Origin of the sequence: Immundisolibacter sp. (assembly GCF_050250495.1) — a bacterium.
Classification (GTDB): Bacteria; Pseudomonadota; Gammaproteobacteria; order Immundisolibacterales; family Immundisolibacteraceae; genus Immundisolibacter.
On record NZ_JBFWOM010000012.1, the window covers coordinates 42,442 to 63,656 of the forward strand.

General features: G+C 71.4%; 18 protein-coding genes. 5 read left to right on the forward strand and 13 right to left on the reverse strand.

The window, feature by feature from the left end; translation table 11 throughout:
- Nucleotides 1-4: 4 nt before the first annotated feature.
- Both AB7F93_RS09520 and AB7F93_RS09525 read left to right on the forward strand, forming a co-directional pair.
- Nucleotides 5-271 (forward strand): MoaD/ThiS family protein, encoded by a 267-nt coding sequence (locus AB7F93_RS09520; RefSeq protein WP_428302666.1) that lies wholly within the window; start codon nucleotides 5-7, stop codon nucleotides 269-271.
- 211 nt (nucleotides 272-482) lie between these two features.
- Nucleotides 483-827: a C40 family peptidase gene (locus AB7F93_RS09525; protein ID WP_428302667.1), complete on the forward strand. Its 345-nt coding sequence runs from the start codon at nucleotides 483-485 to the stop codon at nucleotides 825-827.
- On the opposite strand, the gene AB7F93_RS09530 is transcribed toward AB7F93_RS09525, so the two are convergent.
- On the reverse strand, nucleotides 821-2,770 hold the full coding sequence (locus tag AB7F93_RS09530; protein WP_428302668.1) for a putative bifunctional diguanylate cyclase/phosphodiesterase: 1,950 nt from the start codon (nucleotides 2,768-2,770) through the stop codon (nucleotides 821-823). The two genes, AB7F93_RS09525 and AB7F93_RS09530, sit on opposite strands and share 7 nt — an antisense overlap.
- Before the next feature lie 216 nt (nucleotides 2,771-2,986).
- Between AB7F93_RS09530 and AB7F93_RS09535 the strand changes: the two genes are divergently transcribed.
- A complete protein-coding gene (locus tag AB7F93_RS09535) occupies nucleotides 2,987-3,811 on the forward strand; it encodes a thioesterase family protein (RefSeq protein WP_428302669.1) in 825 nt (274 codons plus the stop codon).
- Nucleotides 3,812-3,848: 37 nt separating this feature from the next.
- On the opposite strand, the gene AB7F93_RS09540 is transcribed toward AB7F93_RS09535, so the two are convergent.
- Nucleotides 3,849-5,198, reverse strand: coding sequence for an MFS transporter (locus AB7F93_RS09540; RefSeq protein WP_428302670.1), 1,350 nt, complete (start codon nucleotides 5,196-5,198; stop codon nucleotides 3,849-3,851).
- Nucleotides 5,199-5,314: 116 nt separating this feature from the next.
- On the opposite strand from AB7F93_RS09540, the gene AB7F93_RS09545 reads away from it, so the two are divergent.
- The gene (locus AB7F93_RS09545) at nucleotides 5,315-7,039 is read left to right on the forward strand and encodes an FAD-dependent oxidoreductase (RefSeq protein ID WP_428302671.1); all 1,725 of its coding nucleotides are present in this window, start codon (nucleotides 5,315-5,317) and stop codon (nucleotides 7,037-7,039) included.
- Between the two features lie 6 nt (nucleotides 7,040-7,045).
- Here AB7F93_RS09545 and AB7F93_RS09550 read toward each other — a convergent pair whose 3' ends face one another.
- Both AB7F93_RS09550 and hrpB read right to left on the reverse strand, forming a co-directional pair.
- Nucleotides 7,046-8,014: an IS110 family transposase gene (locus tag AB7F93_RS09550; RefSeq protein WP_428302672.1), complete on the reverse strand. Its 969-nt coding sequence runs from the start codon at nucleotides 8,012-8,014 to the stop codon at nucleotides 7,046-7,048.
- Nucleotides 8,015-8,290: 276 nt separating this feature from the next.
- On the reverse strand, nucleotides 8,291-10,753 hold the full coding sequence (gene hrpB, locus AB7F93_RS09555) for an ATP-dependent helicase HrpB (RefSeq protein ID WP_428302673.1): 2,463 nt from the start codon (nucleotides 10,751-10,753) through the stop codon (nucleotides 8,291-8,293).
- Nucleotides 10,754-10,868: 115 nt separating this feature from the next.
- On the opposite strand from hrpB, the gene AB7F93_RS09560 reads away from it, so the two are divergent.
- The gene (locus AB7F93_RS09560) at nucleotides 10,869-11,987 is read left to right on the forward strand and encodes a fatty acid desaturase (RefSeq protein ID WP_428302674.1); all 1,119 of its coding nucleotides are present in this window, start codon (nucleotides 10,869-10,871) and stop codon (nucleotides 11,985-11,987) included.
- A 95-nt stretch (nucleotides 11,988-12,082) separates the two neighbouring features.
- On the opposite strand, the gene AB7F93_RS09565 is transcribed toward AB7F93_RS09560, so the two are convergent.
- The 9 genes from AB7F93_RS09565 to AB7F93_RS09605 form a co-directional block, all read right to left on the reverse strand.
- Nucleotides 12,083-13,441 carry a flagellar hook-length control protein FliK gene (locus AB7F93_RS09565; RefSeq protein ID WP_428302675.1) on the reverse strand — a complete coding sequence of 453 codons (1,359 nt, stop codon included), beginning with the start codon at nucleotides 13,439-13,441 and terminating at the stop codon, nucleotides 12,083-12,085.
- A 119-nt stretch (nucleotides 13,442-13,560) separates the two neighbouring features.
- Nucleotides 13,561-13,989, reverse strand: a complete 429-nt coding sequence (locus AB7F93_RS09570; protein WP_428302676.1) for a flagellar export protein FliJ — start codon at nucleotides 13,987-13,989, stop codon at nucleotides 13,561-13,563.
- Nucleotides 13,986-15,332, reverse strand: a complete 1,347-nt coding sequence (locus tag AB7F93_RS09575) for a FliI/YscN family ATPase (RefSeq protein ID WP_428302677.1) — start codon at nucleotides 15,330-15,332, stop codon at nucleotides 13,986-13,988. Before AB7F93_RS09575 ends, AB7F93_RS09570 begins: the two co-directional genes overlap by 4 nt.
- Nucleotides 15,329-15,907 (reverse strand): FliH/SctL family protein, encoded by a 579-nt coding sequence (locus AB7F93_RS09580; RefSeq protein WP_428302678.1) that lies wholly within the window; start codon nucleotides 15,905-15,907, stop codon nucleotides 15,329-15,331. The genes AB7F93_RS09575 and AB7F93_RS09580 overlap by 4 nt, the downstream gene beginning before the upstream one ends.
- Nucleotides 15,897-16,901: a flagellar motor switch protein FliG gene (gene fliG / locus AB7F93_RS09585; protein WP_428302679.1), complete on the reverse strand. Its 1,005-nt coding sequence runs from the start codon at nucleotides 16,899-16,901 to the stop codon at nucleotides 15,897-15,899. The genes AB7F93_RS09580 and fliG overlap by 11 nt, the downstream gene beginning before the upstream one ends.
- Nucleotides 16,894-18,591, reverse strand: coding sequence for a flagellar basal-body MS-ring/collar protein FliF (gene fliF / locus AB7F93_RS09590; RefSeq protein WP_428302680.1), 1,698 nt, complete (start codon nucleotides 18,589-18,591; stop codon nucleotides 16,894-16,896). Before fliF ends, fliG begins: the two co-directional genes overlap by 8 nt.
- A 27-nt stretch (nucleotides 18,592-18,618) precedes the next feature.
- Nucleotides 18,619-18,942 carry a flagellar hook-basal body complex protein FliE gene (fliE, locus tag AB7F93_RS09595; protein ID WP_428302681.1) on the reverse strand — a complete coding sequence of 108 codons (324 nt, stop codon included), beginning with the start codon at nucleotides 18,940-18,942 and terminating at the stop codon, nucleotides 18,619-18,621.
- A gap of 3 nt (nucleotides 18,943-18,945) precedes the next feature.
- The gene (locus AB7F93_RS09600; protein ID WP_428302682.1) at nucleotides 18,946-20,292 is read right to left on the reverse strand and encodes a sigma-54-dependent transcriptional regulator; all 1,347 of its coding nucleotides are present in this window, start codon (nucleotides 20,290-20,292) and stop codon (nucleotides 18,946-18,948) included.
- A complete protein-coding gene (locus tag AB7F93_RS09605) occupies nucleotides 20,289-21,104 on the reverse strand; it encodes a sensor histidine kinase (protein ID WP_428302683.1) in 816 nt (271 codons plus the stop codon). Before AB7F93_RS09605 ends, AB7F93_RS09600 begins: the two co-directional genes overlap by 4 nt.
- Nucleotides 21,105-21,215 lie beyond the last annotated feature (111 nt).

Sequence of the window (21,215 nt, forward strand, 5' to 3'; positions counted from 1 at the left end):
CGCGATGGCGAGCGTCTGGATCGCGGCCACCATGCAGCATCTCACGGGGGGTGAGGCGGTGGTCCAGGCGCCGGGTCGCACGGTCAGGGAACTGGTTGATCGGCTCGATGAACGCTACCCCGGCATGAAGGCGGCGGTCGTCCAGGACGATGGCCGCCTGCGGCCGGGCGTGGCGGTGGCGGTGGACGGATACGTCACCAGCCTCGGCCTGTTTCAGCGCATCGAAGAGCGCAGTGACGTGCAGTTCGTGCCCGCCATCGGCGGTGGGTGATCTGCCCGGCGCTGCACGTTCTGTTACGGCGCGGCCTTTGCGGCTAGCGCCTCTGTGGTTTCGAATCCGGCTGCGCCGGATTTTTTTTCTCTCCACGGCCCTGTGGCTCGCAGCGTGCGGCCATGCACCTTTGCGGCCGGGCGCCCCTCTAACCAGTCTGGTCGCGCCGCCTGCTGGCGACAACAGTCTGGCAGCAGAAATCGCCGCGTCCATGATCGGCCAGCCCTATCGGGCGGGTGGCATGGCCCCGGGCGAAGGTTTCGATTGCAGCGGTCTCGTGCACTACGCCTATCGCGTGCTGGGGTTCGACTTGCCGCGGACGGCCGCCACTCAGCAGGGCGCCACCACGCCGGTGCCCGCAGACAAGGCGGCAGTCGGCGATCTGCTGTTTTTCCGCCTGGGCGGCGGCATTGACCACGTAGGCATCTATTACGGCGATGGCCGCTTTGTGCATGCCCCGTCCCGTGGCAAGACGGTGATGCTGAGCCGCCTTGATGAAAGCTACTGGCGTCAGCATCTGGCTGGCGTCGGCCGCCCGGTGCCGGTCTTTCAGTGAGCGGTCGGCAGCAGGCCTTCCAGTAATGCCGGCGTGTTGACCAGCGTTGGCAAGTCGGCCGCGGATACCGGCGCGCTGAGCAGAAAGCCCTGGCAGTAGTCGCAGCCACGATCGCGCAGGAACCGGAGCTGTTCGACCGTCTCCACCCCTTCCGCGACTACCGACAGCCCGAACGTGCGGCCGATGGCGATCAGCGCGTCCACCAACTGCGCGGTCAACGTGTTGTGCGGCAGCTCGGCCACCAGGCTGCGATCCACCTTGAGGCTGCGGATCGGCAGGCTGCTGATGTTGCGCAGCGACAGCATGCCCTGGCTCACGTCGTCGACCGCCAGGTGCACGTCGGTCGCGGCGGTCATGTCGCCGAGCGCGCGGCCCATCTCCTGCGCCATCACGCTCTCGCTCACTTCCAGCCGCACCGCGGCGCTGGTGAGGCCATGGCTTTGCAGGATGCGCCGGAAGCGGCCGGCGAAATCGGCGCGGCGCAACTGCACTACCGACACGTTGGCGCACAGGAAAAACTCTTCGCCGAGCGCCCAGCGCCACTGCGCCAGCTGCTGGCACACGTGGTCGAGTACCCAGTCGCCAATGCCGGTGATCAGGCCGCTGGTTTCGGCGACGTCCAGGAACTGGCCCGGGTGCAGCATGCCCTGACGCGGCCGGTGCCAGCGCAGCAGCGCCTCGGCGCCGACGAATCGACCCTGCCGCAGATCGAGAACCGGCTGATACAGCACCTCGAACTCGCGGCGCAGCAGCGCCTGCTCAAGACCCGCCGCCAGCTCCTGACGGCGCTGGGTGACCACGTCGGCGTGACCGGATGCCAGGCGAAACGTGTCGCGGCCGCTGCGCTTGGCCTCGTACATCGCCTCGTCGGCGGCCTGCACCAGGCCCGCGGCATCGCTCGCGTGGTCCGGATACACGGCAACGCCGATGCTTGCCCCCACGCGCACGAAACGCCCGGCTGCCTGAATCGGTTGCACCAGCGCCGCCAGCACGCGCTCGGCGATGCGGCTCTCGAAGCCGGGGGGGAAACTCTCGGCCACCATCACCAGCTCGTCACCGCCGATCCGGGCCACGAGTTCCCCGGCGCGGGAGACCGTCAACAGACGCTGGGCGACGCCCACCAGCAGCGCATCACCCGCGGCGTGGCCAAAGGTGTCGTTGATCTGCTTGAACCCGTCGAGGTCGAGATACAGCACGGCCACCCGACCGCCGTCGCGGTCGGCGCGCGCAAGCGCCGCCTGCAGCTCACCGCGCATGCGTTCCTGATTCACGAGGCCGGTCAGGGCATCGTGCTCGGCGCGAAACGCCAGCGCACGGGTTGACGCGCGCCGGTCGGTCACGTCCCGCAGGGTGATGACGGTCATAGCCGCGCCGTGACTCGCGCCAGCGGCGTGCCACTCCAGCAGGCGCCCGTCAGGCGTCAGCCACTCACCGTGGCCCGGACCATTCGGCGCGAGGTCGGGGTTCAGTGGCGCGTCCGGTTGCAGCGCCAGCCCCAGTCCCATCAGCTGGCGCGCGGCCGGATTCGACAGCACCACCCGCCGGTCGGTGTCGACGAGCAGAACGCCATCCGGGGTGTTTCTGAAGGTGTGATCGAGCCGCGCCTGCGCCACCGCGGCCACAAACTCGTCATCGCTGAAATCCCGGCGCCACAGCAGCGCGCCCGAGATGGTCGCCACATCGGGCAGGCCGTAAATCTCCTGACGGTCGGCCAGCACCAGGATGACGGGTAAGCGAAACGCGAGGCTTGCGAGGTCGAGACCGGGTATCTCGCGCGTCAGTTCATCGAGCGACTGACCGGCGAGCAGGGCAAGGTCGAATTGCCCCCCGCCCAGGCTTGCCTCGAAACTCAAGCCGTCCACCGGTTCGACCTGCCACGATCCGCGGCCGATGCCCTGCACGCGTCTTGCCAGGCTGTCGCCCCACGCGGCGGCCGTATCCATGAGCAGGATGCGGCAACGATGGCCCGGTCCTTCTAGCGACGACAATGCGACTCCCCGGTCGAACCTGAAGCGAGTGTTCCGAAATCAAGCGTGTGCGGACGCTCTGCCGCTGCGCCGGCAAACGCCCTGCTGGCACAATGAAAGCCATTGTCGGGCACCGCCCGACCCTGCCATTGGCCGCAAGGCCAAGCCGCCGCTAAACCCGAGGAGCCCCGCATGTCGCAGGCCAGCCCAAGCCGATTCCAACGCGACAGCGAGGTCGTCCCCGCTGGCGACGGCGCCTTTCAGGGCACCCTGTCCGCCGGCTGGGCCATCGGCGCCGTCCCGAACGGTGGCTACGTCATGGCCGTAGCGGCGCGAGCGCTCGCCGCAGCGGTCGACCGCCCGCATCCGGCCAGCATTACCGGCCATTACCTCGCGCCCACCGAGGCGGGTCCGGTGCAGATCGAGACCGAAGTCGTGCGCCGGGGCCGACGCCTCAGCGTCGCGACGGCACGGTTGATCCAGCAAGGCAAGGAACGGGTACGGTTTGTCGGTGCCTTCACCGACCTCGCCGAGGCCGAGGGCCTCGACCTCGCAACAGTATCACCGCCTGAGATGGTGGCGGTGGAGCAATGCGCGCCGATGGCCGAGCTGTCGCCGCGGCCGGTAGCGATTCACGACAACTTGCTGGCGCGGCTGGATCCGGCGAGCGCCACGCACTGGCAGCGCGGCGACCCCGACACCGACGCCGCCGTCGACGCCTGGCTCGGCTTTGCGGACGGCAGCGACCCGGACGTGTTCTCGCTCGCGCTGTTCGCGGACGCTTTGCCGCCGCCCTTGTTCCGGCGGGTCGGTTTCAGCGGCTGGGTGCCGACCGTCGAGCTGACCGTGCACGTGCATCGGGTGCCGGCGCCGGGCCTGCTGCGGGCGCGGTTCTGCACCCGCCACGTCACCGGCGGCATGCTGCACGAGGACGGCGAACTTTGGGACAGCAGCGGCCGGCTGGTGGCGCTGTCGCGCCAGCTCGCCATCATCGGCGGGCAGCGCCCGGGCGGCTGATCGACGCTGCTCGGGCGAGCGCAAGCCCCGGTTACGGCTACAGCCGGCCGGGGCGATTCAGGCCAAAACACAGCCACGTCAGCACCCCCGCCACCGCCAGCGGGCCGGCCAGCACCGCGAAGTAGCCGGACAGTCCCCAGCCGGCGATCAGGCTGCCGCCGACGAGTGCGCCGAGCACGCTGCCGACGCGGCCGGCGGTGATGGCCCAGCCGACGCCGGTGGCGCGTATGGGCGTCGGGTAGAGCTCCACGCACAGGTAGTTGAGCGCCACCTGCGGGATGACGCCGCAGACGGTGAACGCCACCACCAGCACCGCGATCACGCTCCAGTGCGTGCTGGCCGCGGCCAGCGCGCCGGCCATCAGCGTGCCGCCCGCGAACAGCCACACCATGCAGCGGGCAGCGCCGACGCGCTGGATGACCACCGCGGCAGGCGCGAACGTGACCAGCGCCGTGACGCCCATGAGGGCGCCGATCTGCGACGCGCGGGCGATGTCGAGGCCGGCGTGCGTCAGCGCCGTCGGCAGCCACAGCAGGAACAGGTACCAGGTGATCCAGTTGAAGAAATAAACCACCCAGATGGCGAGCGTGGCACGCCGGTAGCGCGGCGCAAGCAGCTCCCGCCCGGAGGCGCGCGCCGCGGGCGGCTCGGTCAGCACGAAGTGATCGGTCGGCCGGTACCGCACCTCGCCGACGATGCGGTTGAGCGTCCTCGCCACCGCGCCGTTGTTGCGTGGGCCGCCGCTGACCAGAAAGCGGATCGATTCCGGATACACCCACGCCAGCCACGGCAGCACCAGCAGCGGCACCACGCCGCCGACGATGAACACCGCCTGCCAGCCGTGCAGCGGTGCCAGCCACGCCGTGAGCAGCGCGCTGATCGGCACGCCGATGCCGACGCCAAGAAAACCCACCACCATGGCTGTGTTCCGGTGCCGCGCCGGCGCGTACTCCGCGAGCAGCGCCACCATCACCGGCTGCGCGCCGCCGATGGCGATGCCGGCGACGAAGCGACAGACCATCAGCTCGAACAGGCTGGTCGAGGCCGCCGTGGCGAGCGCCGCCACGCCGAACACGGCCACGCTGAGCACCACCGCCAGCTTGCGGCCCCAGCGGTCCGCCACCACGCCGAGCAGCAGCGAGCCGAGCCCCATGCCGACCGTGCCGGCGGCGAAGATGTTGCCCATGGCCGGCAGGCCGATGCCCAGATCCGCCGTCAGTGCCGGCGCCACGTAGGCGATGACGCCGTTCTCGAAGCCGTCGATCAGGCCCACCAGCAGGCACAGCGCGACGACCTGCCACTGGTAGCGACTGAAGCGCGCGCCGTCGATCACCGCCATCACGTCGACCGGAGTCTGCGGCGCAGCGTCGAGGGCGGGCGTGTTCATGCTGCGGTACCGGCCGGGTGGGGTCTGGCGCGCCGCGATCGTAGACCAGTTACGGCGTGGGTCGCTGGCGGGATGGGCCGTGCTTTACTTGCGGCTCACCAGGGGAGGGGACCCACATGACGCAGGAAGATCTGCCGGATGTCGGCCGGCGTCGGTTGCTCGCGGGCGGCGCAGGCGTGGCCGGACTCGGCTTGCTGGGTGCGGCGCCGGTGCTGGCGGCGGACCGCGTCGATCACTGGGATGCCGAAACCGACGTGCTGGTGGTCGGCACGGGCGCTGCGGCGTCCGCAGCGGCCATCTTTGCCCGCGAGGCCGGCGCCGCCGTGGCGATGGTGGAAAAGGCCGACTACTTCGGCGGCACCACCGCCAAGTCGCAGGGCGGTTACTGGATTCCGAACAACCACCTGATGCGCGCCCGCGGCCTCACGGACGAGCGCGCGGCGGCGCTGCGCTACATGGCGCGCCTGTCGTATCCCGAGCTGTACAACCCGGCCGATGCGCGCCTGGGCCTGGCATCGGACGACTTCGGGCTGATCGCGACCTTCTACGACCACGCCGCCCGTGTGGTCGAGCGGCTGGAGGCGCTAGGTGCGCTGCACAGCACGTTCTTCCCTGGCGGCGCGGGGTACGAGTACATGCCGGACTACTACGGCGCGCGGCCGGAAAACGCGGCGCCCTTCGGTCGCATCCTGTCGCCGCGCCTGCCGGACGGCGCGCCCGGCATGGGCGCCGAGATCGCGCGCCAGTTCGAGGCGGCGGTGCGCTCGCGCGGCATCGAGGTGCGCTTCGGGCAGCGCGCGGTGCGTCTCGTGCAGGCGGAAGGCGGCGCGGTGGTGGGTGTGGAGGTGGCTGGCGCGGACGGCAAGACGGCGCGCCTGCGTGCCCGGCGCGGGGTGGTGTTCGGCACCGGCGGCTTCATCCACAACGCGCAGTTGCGGCGGCGCTTTCTGCGCGGGCCGGTGTATGGCGGCTGCACGGTGCCGGCGGCGCAGGGCGATTTCATCCCCATCGCACAGGCGGCGGGCGCGCAGCTCGGCAACATGCAACACGCCTGGTGGGCCGAGCTGGTGTTCGAGCAGGCGGTGGTGAACTCGGCCGTGCCGATGAACGTGTTCGTGCCGCCCGGCGACGCGATGGTGCAGGTGGACCGCACCGGCCGGCGCTACGTGAACGAGAAGTTCGTCTACAACGAACGCGCGCAGCTGCACTTCGTGTGGGACCCGCAGCGTGCCGAGTACCGAAACCTGCTGACCTTCATGGTCTACGACCGGCGCGTGGCGGAGCAGTTTGCCGGCATGTTCCCGCTGCCGCAGGGGCCGGCGCCGTACGTGATCGAGGGTGCCGATTTCGCGGCGCTCGGCGCGGCCCTCGCAGCGCGGCTGAAACAACTCGCGCCGCACACCGGCGGCTTTGCACTGGCGGACGATTTCGCGGCGCAGCTTGGGAAGACCGTCACCCGCTTCAACGGCTTTGCCGCGAGTGGCAAGGATGTGGATTTCGAGCGCGGGCAAACGCCGGTCGAAAACTACTTCCACAACATGTATCGCCCGCCAGGGCAGACCAACCCGTCGCCCAACCCGACCATGCACCCGCTGGCGGACTCAGGCCCGTACTACGCCATCATGCTGTGCGCCGGCGTGCTGGACACCAAGGGCGGCCCGCGCATCGACAGCCACGCGCGGGTGCTGGACGCCTTCGGCGCGCCCATCCCGGGCCTGTACGGCGCCGGCAACTGCATCGCCTCGCCGGCCGCGCAGGCCTACTGGTCGGCCGGCGGCACCATCGGCCCGGCGCTCACCTTCGGCGCGCTGGCCGGTGAGCACGCGGCGGGGCGGGGGTAGATACTGTTATCCGGCCATCGAATGCAAGCTGGGATCGAACGGCCGCCCGGAGCGGAGCACGCCGTAGGCGACGCACAGCAGCTTTCGCATCATGGCGCCGAGGATCAGCATCGGCGGCTTGCCGGCGGCAGCCAGGCGCTGTTTGAGCGCCCGGCCCCAGGCGGTGCGCGTGGTGGCCACCATCGCCGGCATGTACAGGGCCTTGCGCAAGCGCGCGTGGCCCACCTTCGACAGCCGCGGCTTGCCCCGCACGCTCGACCCGGACTGATGCTGGCGCGGGTCGAGCCCGGCGTAGGCCACCGCCTGTTTGGCGCTCTCGAACCGCAATGGGCCGCCGTAGTACGCCAGCAACGCCGCCACGGTCCGGTCGCCCAGGCCCGGGATGCTGACCAGCAGCTCGCCCTGGCCGCGCAGGCCGGGGTCGTCGTCGATGGTCCGGCGGATGGCCGTATCGATGTCCTTGATCGCCTGTTCGAGGTGCGCGAGGTGCGCTTCGATGCCGGCACGGACGGCCGCATCGGACACCGGCAAGCGGTTGCGCTCCTGCGTGCGCATGGCATCGAGCGCCTCGCGGCGGGCGACCAGGGCGCGCAAGGTCCTGACCGACACCGGCGGCGCCTGCCAGGGCGGCGGGCACTGGGCGGCGCAGAAGTCCGCAATCAGGCGCGCATCGATGCGGTCGGTCTTGCTGCGGACCAGGCCCGCTCCGCCGAAGGCCTTGATCTGGGCTGGATTGACCACACTGACCGTGTGCCCGGCGTCGGCCAGGAACTCGGCCACCGCTTCCCAGTAGGTACCGGTGGCTTCGAGACACGCGTGGACCTGCGAGACCCCGTGCGACACCAACCACTCACCGAGCACGCCGAACCCGGTCGGCGTGTTCTCGATCACCTTGCTGCGCCACTTGCCATCCGGGCGGCGCAGGGCAACGTCGAGCTTGGCTTTCGAGACATCAATGCCGAGGATGTGAGACATACGGACCTCCTTGTGACTCCACGCGCATCGACCTTGTGTATGCGGGCTGTCGGCCAGGCCGGGCCCCAGAGACTGTCCGGTGTCGAGCGGGGAGACAAAACGCAAGGCCGGCGCAACATCTACGCTGCGGGCTCAAGGCCCCAGGGTGGGCACGGCGTCCGGCCTTGCGAACACTCTACCCGTCGGGTGACGGGCAAATACAAGGGTGGGCAAAGCGCAGCGTGCCCACGCGGTCAACCAGCCGGCGTGGGCAGGGCCTGACGGCCTTTTCCCACCCTACAGTTCGCGTCGCCGCGGAGCCGGCGGTGCGGCGGCGATCGGGTCTTCCGGCCACGGGTGTTTGGGGTAACGGCCGCGCATCTGCTTGCGCACTTCGGCGTAGGCGCCGCGCCAGAAGCCGCACAAATCGGCGGTCACCGCCAGCGGCCGGCCGGCTGGTGAGAGCAGGTGCAGCACCAGCGCCACGCGCCCGCTGGCCAGGCGCGGCGTGTCGCGCTGGCCGAACAGGTCTTGCAGGCGCACGGCGAGCACCGGTGCGTCGGCGGTGTAGTCGAGGGCGCGGGTGCGGCCGTTGACGGTCAGCTCGCGCGGCAGTTCGGCGTCGAGGCGGCGCGTTTGTGCGTGGTCAAGCTGCGCCGTGAGCGCGGCGTGGAGTGGACCCGCCGCGAGATCATCGAGGCGCGCGACGCCGGTCAGGAACGGACCCAGCCAGTCGCCGAGGCGCGCTTCGAGCGCGGTGTCGGTCAGATTCGGCCAGCCGGCGTCAGGCTCCAGGTGGCGCATCAGGGCGAGGCGCGCGCGCAGTTGCCGGTCGGCGTCGCTCCAGGGCAGCGCCGCCACGCCGCGGCGGGCGATGGCGTCGAGCAGCGCGGCGGTCATGGCCGCGGAGGAGGGTTTCGGCAGCGGCTCCTCGGCCAGCACCAGCGCGCCCAGGCGTCGCACGCGCCGTGCCTGCACAGCGCGGTTGTCGGCATCCATGCGCACTTCCTCGGCGGTTTCGATCTGGGCGCCGAGGGCGGTTTCGAGTTCGGCCTCGGTGATGGCCGCGGCAAGGCGCACGCGCGCGTTGTCGCCCACGTCGTCGAGTTCGGCCACGACCAGGAAGGCAGCGCCCGCGAGCGCGTCCGATTCGTCGAGCACCGCGCCCCGGCCGTTGGCGAGGCGATAGCTGCCGCGGCTGCGACGCTGGGCGATGCGGTCCGGGAAGGCCAGCGCCAGCAACGCGCCCGCGCTGCTGTCGGCTTTGCGTTCCGGCAGGCGGCGCTGCAGGCGCTGCGCGAGCCGCTGCACGGCGTCGAAGGCCGCGCGGTCCACGTCGCCGCCCGGCCGGCGGCTGCGCAGCGCGGCAAGGCGCAGCTCGACGTCCGCCGGCAGCGGCTGCCCCGGCGTGCGGCGCAGGATGTCGCGCTCGGCGAGCAGCGCGGCGAGCAGGCACGCGTCTTCGGTCGCCCCGGCGAGCAGCAGGTGCGCGAGCCGCGGCGGCAGACCAAGACCCGCCATGGCCCGGCCGTGGGCGGTGATGGCGTGGCCCGCGTCGAGCGCGCCGAGTGCGACCAGCAACTGCCGCGCCTGCGCCAGGTGCGCGGCCGGCGGCGGCGAAAGGAACGCCAGCTCCGCCGCATCGCGCACGCCCCACAGCGCCAGTTCCAGCGCCAGCGGCGCCAGGTCCGCCACGGCGATTTCGGGCGCGTCCTGCGCCGGCAGGCGCGCGTGCTCGGCCTCGCTCCACAGGCGGTAGCACACGCCGGGTCCGAGCCGCCCGGCGCGCCCGGCGCGCTGTGCGGCCGCCGCCTGCGACACCGGCACGGTGACGAGGCCATCCATGCCGGTGCGCGGGTTGAAGCGCGTGTGGCGGCTGAGACCCGAGTCGATGACGGCGCCGATGCCGTCGATCGTGAGGCTGCTCTCGGCGATGCGCGTGGCGAGCACGATCTTGCGCGTGCCGGGCGGCGGCGCGGCAATCGCCGCGTCCTGCGCGCGTGGTTCGAGGCCGGCGTAGAGCGGGCAGACGACCGCATCCGCCGGCAGGCCGTCGCGCTCCAGGCGCGCGGCGAGGCGGCGTATCTCGGGCGTGCCGGGCAGGAATACGAGCAGGCTGCCGGCAGTTTCGGCAAGCACGCGGCGGATGGCAGTATCGAGGCGCGCCTCGATCGGCGCCTCGCCCGGCAGGTATCGGAGGTCAACGGGGTAGCTGCGGCCCTCGCTCGTGACCCGTGGCGCGCCGCCCAGCAGTGCCGCCACGGCGGCGCCGTCGAGCGTGGCGCTCATCACCAGAAGGCGCAGTTCCGGGCGCAGCAGCGTTTGCGTCTGCACGGCCAGAGCGAGGCCAAGATCGGCCTGCAGGCTGCGCTCGTGGAACTCGTCGAAGATCACGAGGCCGTAATCCGAAAGCGCGGGATCGGCCTGCAGCAGGCGCGTCAGGATGCCCTCGGTGACGACCTCGATGCGCGTGCGCGTCGACACACGCGTTTCGAGCCGCGTGCGGTAGCCGACGGTGTCGCCTTCGGCCTCGCCGAGCAGGCTCGCCATGCGGCGGGCGGCCGCGCGGGCGGCGAGACGCCGCGGCTCCAGCAGCAGGATTTTCTCGCCCGAAAGCCACGGCGCGCTGAGCAGGTCGAGCGGCACGCGCGTCGTCTTGCCAGCGCCGGGTGGCGCCTCCAGAACCAACGATGCGTGCCCGGCGAGCGCGGCGCGTAGAGCGGGTAGTGCCGTTTCAAGGGGCAGCGGTGGCGTCGACATGCGTGAATGCTAGCAACCCGCACCCGGCCGATTGACACGGCAGGTGCGCTCGCGCACATTGCCGAACGCTCGATCAGGACCGGTCGGCACCCCACGGACGACGAGGAGAAAGGTCATGGATTACCTGCGGTATTACCTCAACTGCCTGCTGCCGATTGCGGCCATCGCAGGCTTTATGCTGGACGGCCAGTGGGTGTGGCTCGGCGTCGGCACGCTGCTGCCGCTGCTGGTGATCGACGCACTGTCGCCGCAGGACTACGCGCCGCGCAACATCAAAAACGGCGCGCTGGCGGATGTGGTCATCTACGTGCAGATGCTGCTGGTGCTGGCGACGTTCGGCGCGTTCGCCTGGCGCGCGCATGTCGGCTTCGATCCGGCGCTCGGCAGCGTGCAGCCGTGGCTGGCGAGCGCGCTCGCGCTGGTGTGGATTGGCCTCATTGCCAACGTCGGCGCCGCGCACGAGCTGATGCACCGCCACAACCCGCTGGCGGCCTTCATCGGCAAGCTCGGCTTCGGCATCATCGGCGCGCCCAACCGGGACATCTCGCACACCGTCACGCACCACCTGTACTTCGACACGGCGCGCGACTTCGACACCGCCCAGCGTGGCGAGTCGGTGTACCGCTTCGTGCCGCGCTGCATCGTCGGCAACACGCGCGACGAGTGGGACTACGAGCGCCGTCGTCTCGCCGCGCAGGGCCACGGCCTGTGGCACTGGAAGAGCCAGATCGTGTGGGGCGTGGCGCTCACCGTGGCCGTGCTGGCCGGCATGTACTGGGCCGGCGGCGTGCCGGCCATGCTGGTGCAGGCGGCGGCCATGATCGGCGGGCGCATCCTCGGCGAGGCGCTCAACTACCTGCAGCACTTTGGCCTGCTGCGCGTGCCGGGTCAGCCGATCGAGGACCGCCACACCTGGAATCACCTGTCGGCGGCGACGCGCATCCTGGGGCTCGAAATCACCAACCACGTCGAGCACCACCAGGACCCGGACCGGCCGTTCTACGCGCTGGTGCCCCGCCAGAAAGGGCCGCAGATGCGCAACATCCTGCTGTGGGGCATCGCGGCGTTCTTCCCGCCGATCTGGAACCGCGTCATCCAGCCGCGCCTGAAGGACTGGGACCTGAACCACGCCAACGCCGACGAGCGCGCGCTGGCGCGTGAGGCCAACCGCCGCGCCGGCTGGCCGGACTGGCTGGGCGACGTCCCGCAGGCAGCCGTGGCGCAGGCGGCCTGACACCTCGTCCAGAAACCGATATACCCAAAAAAAAGCCGCCGTCACCCACCCGGGTGACGGCGGCTTTTTTTGTGCCCGGGCGGGAAAGCGATCAATCAGGCGTAGGCGTCGACCAGCCCTTGCCCGACCACGCGCGCGGTCTGCAGGGGCAGGCCGTCGTCCATGTCCGCGCCGCGCGAGCGTTCCCATCCCGGCTGGCCGCCGGAGCCCTGGGCCTGCTGCTGCGCCGCCTGGCCATCGCCAGCCGGCTGGTGCGACACCGTCGCCTGGCCGAGTTGCAGGCCCTGTTGGGCGAGGAGATCGCGCAGTTGCGGCAGCGACTGCTGCACCGCTGCCGCCGTGCCGGCGTGCTGGGCGCTGAAGCTCACCTGCGCCGCGCCGTCGCCGATGCTGAGTCGCACCTCGACCGGGCCAAGATCGCGTGGGTTCAGTTGCAGGCGCGCCTCGTGCAGTCCGTCGCGCACCAGCCACAGCACGCGCTCGCCTAGCTCCGGGCCGAATTGCGGGCTGCCGGGGCTGGCCACAATGTGGAAGTCGGGCAGCGCGCTGGCGGGCGCGTCGATGCCGGCCGTGGGCGGTGGCGGTGCCGCATGACCCGAAGCTGCTGCCAGAGCGGGCGCGCCCAGCGCGGTGAAATCGGGCATCGGCTGCGAGGGCGGGGTGGCGGCAATCAAAGGCGCCGAGCTGGCCGGCGCGGTAGCGGCCTGCTGCGGTGCGTCGCTGCCCGCCGTGGTGATCGAAGTGGGTGCTGCGGCGGGTGCCAGGTTGGTCGACGGCGTGTCGGTGTCTGGCGTTGTGGCGTCTGTCGATGACACCTTGCCGAATAGGCCAAAGGCGCGGCTCGCAGCCGGCCGGTCGAGTACCACCTCACGTGCGTGCTGCGTCGCCGCGGCGGCGATGGAGTTGCCGTTGCTGTTGCCGGACGGCGCGGCGGGCGGCAGTGTCGGCGCGGCCAGCGGCGCCGCCGGCGGTGTGGCGACTGATTCCGCCGCGCTGGGCGCGGCCGGCGTGTCGTGCTCGGTGTCGGCTGCGGGGGATGCGTCCGCCAGCGGACCGGACGGCTCCATGGGGCCGGTCGCGGTGACAGGCTCGGCGGCCGCCGCAGATGCCAGCGGTGGGTCGCCCGCCCGGGCGGCCTTGCGGCTGGCCGCGATGTCGTGGAGCGCGGTCGAGATCGCCGGCGCCTGTGCCGCCATCAGCGGCATGGTCGAGGCGTCGTCACCGTCACCAGCGGGCAGGCTGCCGGCGGTCGATGTCGCGGGCGCCTGCGCGGGTTCTGTCGGCTGTGCGCCATCCGGCAGCGTTTTGCCGTCTGCTGGTGGCGAGGTCTTGCCGTCTTGTGGCGCCATCGCGCCACGCAGCGTGGTGGGGAACGCCGCCTTGTCGCCGCTGTCCCCGCTCGGGCCCGCGCCCGCAGGGGCTGCGCTGGCGATGATCGGTGTGACTGTCTGCACGATGTGTTCTCCGAAACGGTGCCGCGTCCGTGCGCGCGGCGACGTCGTTGACTGCCCTCAAAGCACACGGCAGGCCAAGTGAAAGCCGGTCGCACATGCGCCGCCCGGCCGCCGCGTGCCTAGACCCTGCCGGCGCGGGCATTGACCCAGTCGTCCAGCGCCCGTTGCTCGCGCCTCTCGGCCTGGTGCTGCGCCTGTGCCTGGTAGCGGTCGATCAGGCGTCGCAGGCCCTCGCTGCGCCGGGACTCGCGCTGCACCTGCTCGCGCGCCAGCGCACGGGCACGCTCGGCAGCCTCGATGACCCGCTCCTGAGCCAGCGCGAGCTGCTCCAGACGAGCCACGAATTGCTGGTGCTCGCGCAGCGTTGCGACCGGCACGCCACCGCCGTGAACCCGCTCGCGGTACTCGCCGGCGTAGCGGTGCAGGTCGCGCAGGCGTGCGGTCTGGGCAGTCACCTCGGTCTCGCAGGCAGCGAGCTTGCGCCGCGCCTGCTGCTCGACTTCCATCAGGCGTTGCAGGATCGGCCGCAGGCGCGCCGCGCGCGTCATGTGCCAGCCCCGGCGAACAGTGCTGCAAGCCCGCTCTGGCTGCTGGCGAAATCGACCCCTTGACGCAGATCCTGGCGCAGGAAATCAAGCAGTTGTGGCTGGCGCGCAATGGCTTCGTCGAGCAGCGGGTCGGCGCCGGCCTGGTAGGCGCCCACGGCCACCAGATCGCGGTTCTGCCGAAACGTTGAGTAGAGCTGCCGAAAGCGCCGCGCGGCGGCGAGCTGCGGCGGCGTCGCGAGCTCCACCATCAGACGGCTGACCGACGCTTCCATGTCGATGGCCGGGTACAGGCCGGTCTCGGCGATGTCGCGGCTGAGCACGATATGCCCGTCGAGGATGGCGCGGGCGGAGTCGGCAACCGGGTCGTTCGGGTCGTCGCCCTCGGTCAGCACGGTGTAGAAGGCGGTGATGGAGCCGCCGCCGGGCGCGGTGCCGGCGCGCTCGATCAGCGCCGGCAGGCGCGCGAACACCGACGGCGGGTAGCCCTTGGTGGCGGGCGGCTCGCCGACGGAGAGCGCGATCTCGCGCTGCGCGTGGGCAACGCGTGTCAGCGAGTCGAGCAACAACAGCACCGACAGACCCTGGTCGCGAAAGTACTCGGCGATTGCCGTCGCCAGCATGGCGCCCTGCAGGCGCTGCAGCGCCGTCGTGTCTGCCGGTGCGGTAACGACCACCGCCTTTTTGAGTCCGTCCTCGCCGAGGATGGACGTGACGAATTCGTTCACCTCGCGTCCACGCTCGCCGATCAGGCCCACGACCACCACGTCGGCGGCGGTGTAGCGGGTCATCATGCCGAGCAGCACGCTCTTGCCGACGCCGCTGCCGGCGAAAAGACCGAGCCGCTGGCCCCGACCCACAGTGAGCAGCGAATTGATGCTGCGCACGCCGACGTCGAGCGGCTCGCGGATCGGCGGGCGGCCGAGCGGGTTCTGCGGCGTGCCGGTGAGCGGTACGTGGCCCGCGGCGCGGATCGGACCCTTGCCGTCGAGCGGCCGGCCGGCGCCGTCCAGCACACGGCCGAGCAGCCCCGGCCCGACCGGCGCCAGCGCGCCGTGGCGCAGCGGCAACACGCGTGCGCTCGGACCCAGACCGTTGATCGGGTCGATGGGCATCAGCGACATGAAGTCGCCGGAAAAGCCCACCACCTCGGCCTCGATGTCGGCGACACCCGGCTGGCGCACGAGACACCGGCTGCCGATCACCGCGGACAGGCCGATCGCCTCCAGCGTGAGGCCGACCATGCGCGTGAGCTTGCCCTCCACCTGCACTGGCGGCGGGGTCAGCAGGGCAGCGGCGCGGGCGTCGAGCCGGCGCGCGATCCGTTGTTGGAGGGCCGCGCTCATGCCTCGCCTTCCATCAGCCGCGAGAACACCTCGCCGAGGCGTGCTTCGAGCGTGAGGTCGACTTCCGATGACTCGGTGACGATGCGGCAGCCGCCGCGCGTGAGGCTGGTGTCGGCCACCAGTTCCCAGCGCACGTCGCTGCGCCCGCGCGGGCTGATGCCGCGCACGAGATCAAGATCGAGCGGATTGAGGTGCACGCTGATCTGCCGGGCGGCCGGCGGCAGCGCCGCCACGCCCTCGCGCACCAGCTCGCCGATGCGCTGCGGCACCGCCGTGAGCTCACGCCGCACCACCTGCCGCGCCAGCGCGCAGGCCAGCTGCAGCAGGTTGTCGTGCAGTTCCTGTTCCAGTGTCGCCAGTGGCTGCGCCAGGCTGTCGAGCACGGCAGTCAGGTGCGCGGACTCCGCAGCGAGCGCCTCTGCGGCGCGCGCTCGGCCATCGGTAATACCTTCGGTAAGACCGGCGGCGTAGCCCTCGGCATGGCCGGCCTCGCGCGCCTGCTCGACGCGCGGATCGACCGCCTGCGGGCGGATGGGGCTCACCGCCTGCCAGCGCTGGAACGGCTTACTCGACAAAGTCGTTGCCTCCCTTGCCAAGACGGATGGCGCCGCTTTCGGCCAGGCGCCGCGCGGCCGACAGCATTTCCTTCTGCGCCAGCTCCACCTCGGCCAGGCGCACCGGGCCGCGCAGCTGCATGTCCTCGCGCAGCATCTCGGCGGCGCGCTTGGACATGTTCTTGAAGAAGCGGTCGCGGATCACCTGGTCCGCGCCCTTGAGCGCCACCAGCAGCACCTCGGACGTGATCTCGCGCAGGATCGCCTGCAGGCCCTTGTCGTCCACGTCGACGAGGCTCTCGAACAGGATCAGGTTGTCCTGAATCTGCTGTTCGAGCTCCTCGTCGGTTTCGCGCAGCTCCTCCAGCACGCCGTTGCCGAGCGCCGGATCAAGCCGCCCGACGATGCCGGCGGCGATCTTGACGCCGCCGACGCGGGACGATTTGGTATCCCCGCTGCGGTAGAAGTGGTGCTCCAGGATGGCCCGGACCTCGGCGAGCGCCCCCGGCTGCAGCTCGTCCAGCGTCGCCACGCGGGTGACGATGTCGGTGCGCTGGTCGGCCGGCAGCAGCGCCAGCACCAGCGCCGCCTGCTCCTGCTCCATGGAGGCGAGCGCCAGCGCCACCACCTGCGGGTGTTCGTCCTTGAGCACCGCCGCGATGGCCTTCGGGTCCATCCACTTGAGGTTGCCGAGCGTGTCCTCGTCCTGGTCGAGGACGCGGTCGAGGATGCCGCGCGCCTTCTGCTCGCCGAGCGCGGTCACCATGACGTTGCGCAGGTAATCCTCGACGCCGACCGTCAGCATGGCGTCGCTCTGGATGGCGAGGCCGAACTCGGCCAGCACGCCGTTCACCTGGTCGCGGTTGATGTCGCCAAGGCGCGTCATGGCGGCGCCGATGCGCTGCACCTCTTTCGGCTCCATCTGGCGCAGCACGTCCGCCGCCTTGCGCTCGCCAAGCGCCAGGATGAGGATGGCCGAGCGCTCGGTGCCGCTCAGTTTCTTGACCTCAGGCATCGGCGGCCATCCAGTTGCGCATCACCTGCATCACCCGCTGCGGGTCCGCCTGGTGCACGTCCGGCAGTGGCGGTTCGGCCCCGGGGGCGGCCAGACGCGGCGCCGCGGTGGTCAGCTCGGCGGCCGGCGCGGGCAGGGCGGTGCTGCGGGTCGGTCCGGCCTGGGCGATCACGGCTGCGCCGGCCTGACGCACGCTGCGCAGCAGCGGGCGCAGCACGCCGAGCAATACGGCCGCGAGCGCCCCGGCCCCGAGCAGCAGGCGCACCGCCTGCCACACCCAGGACTGCTGCCACACCGGCGCCGGCTCGGCGGCGGGCACGGGCTCGGTGGGCGCGAAGGCGGCGTTGATCACGTTGATGCTGTCGCCGCGCTCGGCGTTGAAGCCGACCGCGTCCTTGACGAGCGCCGTGTAGCGGTCGAGTTCTTCCTGGCTGCGGGCCTCGCGGGTGTCCTTGCCTTTCTTGTCGGTGCCGGTCCGGTCGTCCACCACCACCGCCACCGTCAGGCGCTTGACGCCGCCGCCGGCGAGCTTGCTGTGACTGATGGTGCGGTCGATCTCGAAGTTGCGCACCGCACGGCGGCTGCTGTCCACCGGCCGTGCGGCGGGTGCGGCGGCCGCCGGCGCTCCGGCCGGCGCGGCACCGGGCGCGGGTGCCTCCGCGGTAGGCGTATCCGAAGTGTCGGTCGGTGCCGCCGCGGCGAGCGTGCCGCCCTGCGGCGGCTGGTTGCTGAGCGTGCCGGGCACGCCACCGGCGCTGCTGCCGGTGCCGGCGCCGGATTGCGATTCCTCTTCCTGGCTGCTGCGCAGCACGGCGCGGTTCGGGTCGTACTCCTCGCGGGTGCGCTCGGTGACCTCGAAGTCCACCTCGGCGCTGACCTTGGCGCGCACGCCGCCCGGGCCGACCACGGCCGCGAGCAGGTCCTCGATGCGCCGCACGTAGTCCTGCTCCAGGCGCCGCGCGTAGTCGTACTGCTCGGCCGAGTGCTCGATGCCGCGCTGCCCGGCGGGGCGCGTCAGGAGGTTTCCGGATTGATCGACCACCGTGACCTCGGCGGGATTCAGGTCCGGCACGCTGGAGGACACCAGGTGCACGATGGCCGCTACCTGGCCGTCGTCGAGCGTGCGCCCGCGGTACAGCTGCAACATGACCGACGCGCTCGGCTTGTCCCGCTCGCGCACGAACACCGACCGCTCCGGAATGGCCAGGTGCACGCGCGCCTGCTGCACGCCGGCCATGGCCGTGATGGTGCGCACCAGCTCGCCCTCCACGGCGTGCTGGTAGCGGGCGTTTTCCATGAAGCTGCTGACGCCGAACCCCGGTTCCTGGCCGAGCATTTCAAGCCCGCTGCCGGAACCCTTCGGCAGGCCCTCGGCGGCCAGCTTCATGCGCGCCTCGTGCACGGCGGTGGACGGCACGCGCACGGCGCCGGTGGCGGCGTCCAGGCGATACGGGATGGCGGCCTTCTCCAGTGCGGCGGCCACCTGGGCGGTGTCGCGCTCTTCGAGGCTGCCGTACAGCAGGCTGTAATCCGGCGTGCGTGCCCACAGGACGATGCCGAACACGCTGGCGATGCAGGCGGCCAGCGCCACCAGCAGCACCGCCTGGCGCGACGCCGGCAGCTTGATGAAGCCCTGGATCAGCGCCGCCGGCCCGCCGGCGGGCGCAGTTGGAGTGGTCGAATCGGCCATGGTGGTTCAGTTCCCGCTAAATCCGGATCAAATCTGCATGTTCATGACGTCCTGGTAGGCCGCCAGGAGCTTGTTGCGCACCTGCACGGCGGCCTGGAAGGACACGCTCGACGTCTGATTGGCGACCATCACCTGCGCCAGGCTGACCTTCTCGTCGCCGGCCTCGAAGCGCGTGGCGAGATCACCGGCCGTGGTCTGGGCTTCGTTGACCTGCTTGACCATCTGGCCGAGCAGCGCGCTGAAGCTGTCGGCGCCGTCGGCGACTGGCTTGACCGGCTGTGTGCCCTGGTCGAGCTGCGTGCGCAGCGACCGGATCTGTCCCAGCACGGCGTCGATCTGCATGTTGGACATCGCTCAGTCCTCGTCCCGTGGGTGGCCCGCCGCCGGCACGTCGAAGCCGGCGTCGCGCAGTTGCGCGAGCTTGTGGCGCAGCGTGCGCTCGCTGATGCCGAGCTGCGCCGCGGCGGCACCCCGCCGGCCGCCGCAGGCGCGCAGCGCTGTGAGGATCAGCTCCGCCTCGCGGCTGCGAAGATCGCGGTCGAGCTCGCCGGTCGGCTCCGCGGCTGGCGCCGCGACAACCGTCGTGCCGCCCAGCAGGTGGCTTGCCTCGATGGCGCCGGCGTCCGCCAGGATCAGCGCGCGCTGGATCATGTTGTCGAGCTCGCGCACGTTGCCGGGCCAGGCGTAGCCGACCAGCGCGCTCGCGGCGGCGTCGGCGAGCACCGGCGCCGGCGTGGGGCGGCGCCAGTGGCGTGCGAGCAGGCGCCGGGCGAGCGGCAGGATGTCCGCCGGACGCTCGCGCAGCGGCGCGATGTGCAGCGGGAACACGGCCAGGCGGTAGTAGAGGTCTTCGCGAAAACGCCCGGCGGCGACTTCGGCCTTGAGATCCCGGTTGCTGGTGGCGAGCACGCGAAGATCAAGCGCGACGGCCTGCTTGGCACCCAGGCGCTCCACCTCGCGCTCCTGCAACACGCGCAGGAGCTTCGCCTGGAGACCCAGCGGCATCTCGGAAATCTCGTCCAGCAGCAGCGTGCCGCCGTTGGCCTGCTCGAACTTGCCGGCGTGGGCGTTGCTGGCGCCGGTAAACGCGCCGCGCTCGTAGCCGAACAGCGTCGCCTCCAGCATGTTCTCGGGAATCGCCGCGCAGTTGATGGCGACGAAGGGCCCGGCGGCGCGCGGCGACTGGCGGTGGATGTAGCGCGCCAGCACTTCCTTGCCGGTGCCGGACTCGCCGGTCAGCAGCACGCTGACCTCGCTGTGCGCCACGCGGGCGGCCAGCGCCAACAGTTCCTGCGAGCGCGGGTCTTCCGCCACCGGCGCGTCGATCTCGTCCGCGGCGGCGGGCAGCAACTGGTTGACCAGGCCTACCAGCGTGGCGGGCTCGAAGGGCTTGGCGAGGTACTCGACGGCGCCGTCGCGCACCGCCTGCACGGCGCTGCGGATGGTGCCAAACGCCGTCATCAGCACCACCGGCAGGTCCGGGCGGCGCCGGCGCAGCGCGTGCAGCAGCGCGGTGCCGTCCATCGGCTGCATCTGCACGTCGCTGACCACCAGCGCCGGGCGCTCGCGCTCCAGCAGCGACAGCGCCGCCATGCCGTCGCCGGCCGGCAGACTGCGATAGCCGGCGAGATCGAGCGTCGCGCACAGCGCCTCGCGCAGCGCCGGATCGTCCTCCACCACCATCACCGCGGCGTGGCTCATGCGGCCACCGGCGTGGTGATGGCCGGCCGCACGGCGTGCGCCGGCAGCGACAGTTCAAACCGGCAGCCGGTGTTGCTGTCGGCAAGCCGCAGCTCGCCGCCGTGCCGCTCGACGATGCCGCGCGCCACGGCGAGACCAAGCCCGGTTCCGCCCGGACGGCCGGACACGAACGGCTCGAACACCCGCGCGCTCAGCGCCGCGGCGATGCCGGGCCCGTTGTCCACCACGGCGAGACCCAGCCGTCCGCGCGGCGCGGCCGTGCGTTCCACGGTGACCGTGTCAGCGCCGGCCTCGAAGGCGTTAAGGCACAAATTGGCGAGCGCGCCCGCCAGGTTCTCGACGCTGCCGGTGAGCCACATCGCGGCGCCTTCGGCCGGCAGGCGCAGCGTGGCGCCGGCCGGGCGGCGCGGCTCGACCGTCGCGGCGAGCGCGTGCAGCAGGTCGGTGAGGGCGAAGCGGTCGTGGCCCACGTCGGCGCCGTGCGCGTAGGCCAGCATGTCGGCGACCAGGCATTCGAGCTGGCGCAGGCGCTCGACCAGGCGATCGGCAAAGCGCGCCCGGTCGGCGGCGTCGAGCGGCGTGTCGCGCAGGTGGCAGGCGTACACCAAAGCGGTCGCGAGCGGCGTGCGCACCTGATGTGCGAGGCCGGCCGTCATTTCGCCGAGCTGCGCCAGCGGGCGTTGGCGCGTCAGCTCCTGCTGCAGCGCATCGAGGCGGCTTTCGAGCTGGCGGTACGAGCTGCCGAGCGCTCCCGACAGGTGGTCGAAGGCGCTGGCGTCGCGAGCGAGTTCGGCGAGCGGCAAGGCCGGCATGGTGGCGGTCCGGATCGTGGCGACCCCGCGAATGGGGTCGGTCGACCGGGCCTAAAGCAACCGCCGTACCAGATAAATTTGTCTAGTTAATTCAGCTGGTTGAAAAAATTG

What these genes read in the sequence shown, in the direction of transcription:
- AB7F93_RS09535 (WP_428302669.1), top strand. Translation starts at nt 2,987, where the DNA reads ATGTCGCAGGCCAGCCCAAGCCGATTCCAACGCGACAGCGAGGTCGTC.
- AB7F93_RS09600 (WP_428302682.1), bottom strand. Translation starts at nt 20,292, where the DNA reads ATGAGCCACGCCGCGGTGATGGTGGTGGAGGACGATCCGGCGCTGCGC.
- AB7F93_RS09570 (WP_428302676.1), bottom strand. Translation starts at nt 13,989, where the DNA reads ATGACGCGCGCGGCGCGCCTGCGGCCGATCCTGCAACGCCTGATGGAA.
- AB7F93_RS09525 (WP_428302667.1), top strand. Translation starts at nt 483, where the DNA reads ATGATCGGCCAGCCCTATCGGGCGGGTGGCATGGCCCCGGGCGAAGGT.
- fliE (WP_428302681.1), bottom strand. Translation starts at nt 18,942, where the DNA reads ATGTCCAACATGCAGATCGACGCCGTGCTGGGACAGATCCGGTCGCTG.
- AB7F93_RS09560 (WP_428302674.1), top strand. Translation starts at nt 10,869, where the DNA reads ATGGATTACCTGCGGTATTACCTCAACTGCCTGCTGCCGATTGCGGCC.
- hrpB (WP_428302673.1), bottom strand. Translation starts at nt 10,753, where the DNA reads ATGTCGACGCCACCGCTGCCCCTTGAAACGGCACTACCCGCTCTACGC.
- AB7F93_RS09605 (WP_428302683.1), bottom strand. Translation starts at nt 21,104, where the DNA reads ATGCCGGCCTTGCCGCTCGCCGAACTCGCTCGCGACGCCAGCGCCTTC.
- AB7F93_RS09550 (WP_428302672.1), bottom strand. Translation starts at nt 8,014, where the DNA reads ATGTCTCACATCCTCGGCATTGATGTCTCGAAAGCCAAGCTCGACGTT.
- AB7F93_RS09545 (WP_428302671.1), top strand. Translation starts at nt 5,315, where the DNA reads ATGACGCAGGAAGATCTGCCGGATGTCGGCCGGCGTCGGTTGCTCGCG.
- AB7F93_RS09540 (WP_428302670.1), bottom strand. Translation starts at nt 5,198, where the DNA reads ATGAACACGCCCGCCCTCGACGCTGCGCCGCAGACTCCGGTCGACGTG.
- fliF (WP_428302680.1), bottom strand. Translation starts at nt 18,591, where the DNA reads ATGGCCGATTCGACCACTCCAACTGCGCCCGCCGGCGGGCCGGCGGCG.
- AB7F93_RS09520 (WP_428302666.1), top strand. Translation starts at nt 5, where the DNA reads ATGGCGAGCGTCTGGATCGCGGCCACCATGCAGCATCTCACGGGGGGT.
- fliG (WP_428302679.1), bottom strand. Translation starts at nt 16,901, where the DNA reads ATGCCTGAGGTCAAGAAACTGAGCGGCACCGAGCGCTCGGCCATCCTC.
- AB7F93_RS09575 (WP_428302677.1), bottom strand. Translation starts at nt 15,332, where the DNA reads ATGAGCGCGGCCCTCCAACAACGGATCGCGCGCCGGCTCGACGCCCGC.
- AB7F93_RS09530 (WP_428302668.1), bottom strand. Translation starts at nt 2,770, where the DNA reads ATGGATACGGCCGCCGCGTGGGGCGACAGCCTGGCAAGACGCGTGCAG.